At 63.9% G+C, this 5,304-nt stretch carries 4 protein-coding genes and 2 pseudogenes; 3 read left to right on the forward strand and 3 right to left on the reverse strand.

All coding sequences use genetic code 11. From position 1 onward, the window contains the following. The 3 genes and pseudogenes from ENZ74_RS35225 to ENZ74_RS20525 form a co-directional block, all read left to right on the forward strand. Positions 1–177, forward strand: a pseudogene (locus ENZ74_RS35225) (isopenicillin N synthase family oxygenase); the annotation flags it as partial. 335 nt (positions 178–512) lie between these two features. Next, complete coding sequence (locus tag ENZ74_RS20520; protein WP_063170108.1) at positions 513–1,835, forward strand: LLM class flavin-dependent oxidoreductase; 1,323 nt, start codon at positions 513–515, stop codon at positions 1,833–1,835. Between the two features lie 25 nt (positions 1,836–1,860). Then, a complete protein-coding gene (locus tag ENZ74_RS20525) occupies positions 1,861–2,880 on the forward strand; it encodes an NADP-dependent oxidoreductase (protein ID WP_024502301.1) in 1,020 nt (339 codons plus the stop codon). Positions 2,881–3,066: 186 nt separating this feature from the next. Here ENZ74_RS20525 and ENZ74_RS20530 read toward each other — a convergent pair whose 3' ends face one another. The 3 genes and pseudogenes from ENZ74_RS20530 to ENZ74_RS35230 form a co-directional block, all read right to left on the reverse strand. Next, positions 3,067–3,834, reverse strand: a complete 768-nt coding sequence (locus ENZ74_RS20530; protein WP_024502302.1) for an N-formylglutamate amidohydrolase — start codon at positions 3,832–3,834, stop codon at positions 3,067–3,069. Next, positions 3,834–5,156, reverse strand: a complete 1,323-nt coding sequence (locus tag ENZ74_RS20535) for a glutamine synthetase (RefSeq protein WP_013530317.1) — start codon at positions 5,154–5,156, stop codon at positions 3,834–3,836. Before ENZ74_RS20535 ends, ENZ74_RS20530 begins: the two co-directional genes overlap by 1 nt. Then, positions 5,153–5,304 (reverse strand): annotated as a pseudogene (locus ENZ74_RS35230) (cysteine hydrolase); the annotation flags it as partial. The pseudogene ENZ74_RS35230 and the gene ENZ74_RS20535, both read right to left, overlap by 4 nt.

Below are 5,304 nucleotides of genomic sequence, written 5' to 3' on the forward strand. Positions count from 1 at the left end.
CTTCTGACCCTGCCCGAGGAATTGGCGGCCGAAGCGCGCGGGCCGGCAAGCGATCCGGACAATCCGTTGTTCCGCGATGTCGGCACCAATGTGCTCAAAAGCCGACTGCGTTCACATCCCGACGTGGCACGCCGCCACTATGCCGATCTTCTCCAGGCCGGAGCGGCGGGTTCGTGAACTCAGCTCTGCACGAATTTTTGCCGTTTCATATGTTTTTTGGAATGCCATTCGTCGCCAAGGCTTCGAGATAGGCGCAAAAAGGTAAAATCGTTTAGCGGTTTCCTCCCATTCCGCTGGACGGTGTTCCCCTCTGAAGGTTCAAACCTTCTTTTGGCCGGGCCGCATTCGAGCCCGGCCATTTTTTGTCCTGGTCCCGGACAGCGCAAAACCTATGCTGCAAAAGGCCGGTGTGGAGGAACAGGATATCTTCCCGAGTTGCGCGGACCGTCCGATCCTGAGTTTAGGATTCGAGCGCTAGTGCTCGACTGTATCGATCGGTCGAAACGACTTTCATGACACAAAAACAATTGCACCTCGGCGCCTTCATGCGCCCCGTCAGCCTGCATACCGGCGCCTGGCGCTATCCGGGCGCCTATGCCGACGCCAATTTCAATTTCGCGCATCTGAAGCGCTTCGCCCAGACCTTGGAGGCGGCGAAGTTCGACGCCTTCTTCATGGCCGACCATCTGGCCGTTCTCAACATGCCGATCGAGGCGCTGCGGCGCAGCCACACGGTCACCTCGTTCGAGCCGTTCACGCTTTTGTCGGCGCTCGCCGCCGTCACCGACCATATCGGGCTGGTCGCCACCGCATCGACGACGTTCGACGCGCCCTATCATGTTGCCCGCCGCTTCGCCTCGCTCGACCATATCAGCGGCGGACGCGCCGGCTGGAACATCGTCACCACGTCCAATCCGGATGCGGCGCTCAATTTCGGCCTCGACGAGCATGTCGAGCATGACGAGCGCTACCGGCGGGCCCGGGAATTCTACGATGTCGTCACCGGCCTGTGGGACAGCTTTGCCGACGATGCCTTCATCCGCGACGCCGAAAGCGGGTTCTATTTCGACCCGGCCAGGCTGCATGTGCTCGACCATAAGGGTGAGCATCTCTCGGTGCGCGGCCCACTCAACATCGCGCGGCCAATCCAGGGCTGGCCGGTCATCGTGCAGGCCGGCGCCTCGGAGGCAGGACGCCAACTGGCGGCGGAGACAGCGGAGGTCATTTTCGCCGCCCATGCCGATCTCGCGGCGGGGCAGCGCTTCTTCGCCGACGTCAAAGGCCGTGCGGAAAGGCTTGGCCGGTCGCGTGACGACATCAAGATCCTGCCCGGCGCCTTTGTCGTTGTCGGTGACAGCGTCGAGGACGCGCAGGCCAAGCGGGCGAAGCTCGACAGTCTCGTCTACTACGAGAGCGGCATCGCCTCGCTGTCGATCGCCATCGGACATGACGCGTCCGGTTTTGATCCCGACGCGCCCTTGCCCGAAATCCCCGAGACCAATGCCTCGAAGAGTGGCCGCGAGCGCGTCATCGAACTGGCACGCGAGGAGAACCTGACCGTCAGGCAGCTTGCGCAAAGGCTGGGCGGCTATTCCGGCCTTGCTTTTGTCGGCACGCCTGAAACAATCGCCGACGAGATGGAGGAATGGCTGATCGGCGAGGGTTCCGACGGGTTCAACATCATGTTTCCATACCTGCCCGCCGGGCTCGATGATTTTGCCGAGAAGGTGGTGCCGGAATTGCAAAGGCGAGGGATCTTCAGGCGGCAATATGAAGGGTCGACACTGCGCGAGAATCTCGGCCTGAAGCGTCCGCCCAACCGGTTTTTCGAGTAGAGCCTTCTTCGCAGGGAGATTTTCGATGTCGATCCAGTCCAACACCCGCATCGTGCTCGCGGCGCGGCCACAAGGCCGGCCAAAGCCGGATGATTTCCGCATCGAGACGGTTGATGTCGTCCAGCCGGGAGAGGGCGAACTGCTGCTGCAGATCCTCTATCTGTCGCTCGATCCCTATATGCGCGGGCGCATGAACGCTACGAAATCCTATGCCAGGCCCGTCGATGTCGACGGCGTGATGGAAGGCGGTACTGTTGCGCGCGTCGTGATCTCTCGCCACCCGGAATTTACCGAAGGGGATATCGTGTTGTCCCATTCCGGCTGGCAGAGTTTTGCCTTGTCCGACGGTGTGGGGCTGCGCAAGCTGGATCCCGCTGCGGCACCCATCACGACGGCGCTTGGCGTGCTCGGCATGCCGGGCTTCACGGCCTATGCCGGTCTGCTCACCATCGGGCAGCCGAAGCCTGGCGAGACGGTCGTCGTGGCGGCCGCCAGCGGCGCGGTCGGGTCGGCCGTTGGCCAGATCGCGCGCATCAAGGGCGCGCGTGCCGTCGGCATTGCCGGCGGTGCCGACAAGTGCGCCTTCGTGCGAGACGAACTCGGCTTCGATGCGGTCGTCGATCACCGTGCCGATGATTTTGCCGAGCAGTTGAAGGCAGCCTGCCCCGGTGGCATCGACATCTATTTCGAGAATGTCGGTGGTCCTGTCTGGGACGCGGTGTTTCCGCTGCTGAACGAATTTGCGCGTGTGCCGGTCTGCGGGCTGATCGCGCAGTACAACGTCATCGCGGATGCCGGCGTCGACCGCTTGCCGGTATTGATGCAGCAAGTGCTGCACCGCAGCCTGACGATCAGGGGGTTTATCCAGCGTGAATTTGTCGACCAGCGCCCGGCCTTCTATCGTGAGATGGCCGAATGGATATCGTCCGGCCGCGTCCGCTACAGGGAAGATATCGTCGATGGCATCGAAAATGCACCACAGGCCTTTCTCGGCCTTCTCGATGGCAAGAATTTCGGCAAGCTGATCGTGCGTATCGCGGAATAAATGCCGCGCAACGATCAGGCGGGGCTGCTTGGGTAATTTCTGCCGCAGCCGTGGCCGCGGGGCGTGATTGCCAGCAGCCGCCGATCAGCCGGTTGCCCCGGCTGCCGATGACGCCGAGCGGCGAGAAACGCAACTTGCCGATCTGGGCGATGGTCGCGGCGTCGCGCTCGCGCAGGCTTGGATTGCTCACGGCACGGTTTCTGTCTCGAGTGCCGGCAGTGCCGCCGCCAGCCGGTCCGCCCATTCCTCGATGCCGGACCGTGTCGACAAAAGATCCTGCCGGATCTCGACGAGGACGGCGGCGATGCCGCGATCGTCGCCATGGATGGGCACGGCGTAGTCGGCGTCGCGGCTGATCACATAGGGTACATTGGCCGCAACATTGAGCGCCGCATCGGTGCGCAGGCCCGAAAGGATCGCTTCGGCGAGACCTCTTGCTTGGTCATGCAGCACGCCGGCATGCCAGGGCCTGCTGACGCCGAGGAAGACCGGCGTGAAAGAATGGATCGTCACGATCCGCGTCTGCCGGCCTGCTTGTGCCCGGCGGTCGAGATAAGCGGTCACCCGGTCATGGAACGGCGAAAAGATGATCTCGGCGCGCCGGGTCCGCTCCGCCGCATCGATGCCGACATTCCCGGGAATGTCGGTGTCTTCCGACAGTACCGGAATGCTGCCTGGCGTGCCCAGTGGCCGGTTGAGGTCGATCAGCAGCCGCGAATAGCCGCTGAGGAAGGCCGGAGCATCGAGCTTCGACGACAGCAGGCGGGTCACTTCGGCGGCGCCGATATCCCAGGCGATGTGGCGCTGCAGATGGTGGGCATCGAGGCCAAGCTGTCGATACTCGACCGGCATGTGGTTGGACGCATGCTCGCACAACAGCACGATATCGGAACGGCCGTGCTCGTTGAGGGCCTCGACGGCCTCGGGCCAATCTTTTTTTGTCACTGCGGTCATCAATAGAGCGTCCGGTAGAGATCGCAGATGGAGGCCGGATCGAGACCGGCAAGACGCTCGGCTTCATGTCGCTTGAGGCCGACGAAGGTTTCGATGAAGACGGGCGCGAACCATCCCGTCACGGTGCCGTCGGCCAGCAGCGCGTCCAGTGCCGCGGGCAGGGTTTCGGGCAGGCGCACCAGACCAAGACTTGCCCGCTCCGCCTCGCTCATCAGTGTCGGGTCGCCGGTGACCAAAGGTGGCGACGGCAGGCCCGCCTCCAGCCCCTCCAGCCCGGCGCGGATGATCGCCGCCAGCGACAGATAGGGATTGCCGGTGGCGTCGGCGGCCCGGTATTCGATGTTGTATTGCCGCGCCGGATCCCGTCCGCCGATCGTCACCGTCGGGCAGATGCGCAGCGACGCCTCGCGGTCGCGGTCGGCAAGCCAGGTGTAGGAAGAACTCCAGCTGTGCGGCTTCAGCCGGTAGAAGGACGACACGCTCGACGCCGTCATGGCGGTCATCCCAGGCAGATGGCGCAGCACGCCGGCACAGAAGGCGCCCGCTTTGGCGGAAAGGCCGCCCGCCAGTGCCGGATCGTAAGTCATCGGCTTGCCGGCCTCGTCGACGAAGCTGAAATGGATGTGGACGCCGTTGCCGACGGCGGTTGGCGCTGTCTTGGGGGCGAAGCTCGCACGCCAGCCGGCATTGCGCGCCAACTCGCGCGTGATTTCGCGGATGGCGACGGCGCGGTCGGCCGCCGTCAGCGCGTCCGCCGGCTCGTGCGTCACCTCGAACTGCTCGTCGCCGAATTCGGCGATGACCACCTCGGGCGCGACGCCGGCTTCCTCGAGCGCCGCCATCAGATTGGGCGCGAAAGGGTCGGCGCGGCGCAGTGCGGCGAAAGACATTGAATGCGCCTGTGCGAAGCCGCCGTCGGCAACGTTGAATTCGTGCTCGAAAGCGGCGATGACCGACAGGCCGGTTGCGGCTTTCAAATCGGCCAGCGCGTCTTTGAGCATCGTGCGGGTGCAGCCGAGCCATGGGCTGCCGTCGAGCTCGACGATGTCGCCGGCGACCATATCGAATGGCGTTGCCGATCCGGTGCGTGTCGTGCGAAAGCGCGCTTCGAGATCGGGGATCAGCCGCAGGTCGCCCGACGAGCCCCAGGGGTTGGGATCGACGATCGAGTTGAACGGTGTCAGCGACAGATTGGCCTGCAGCCAACCGACGCCGGTCGTGGCGGTCTTCTGCAACTTGCTTTCGGCAACGAAACGGCCCCGCGTGACGGCGGAGAGATCCGTGGTGACGACGGCAACCAGAGGCTCGACAGTCGACGTCATGCCGGTTTTCCCAAAGCGTTGAAGCGGTCGACGACCGTGTCGGTGTCAGCCACCCAGCAGTAGCCGCCGAAGGCCTTGAGCGCGATGTCGTGGCGTTCCTGGGTGATGGTGGCGCAGGCATCCGATACGCAGGTGACAAGATAGCCGC

This window comes from Mesorhizobium sp. M7A.F.Ca.CA.002.15.2.1 (assembly GCF_003998715.1).
Classification (GTDB): domain Bacteria; phylum Pseudomonadota; class Alphaproteobacteria; order Rhizobiales; family Rhizobiaceae; genus Mesorhizobium; species Mesorhizobium ciceri.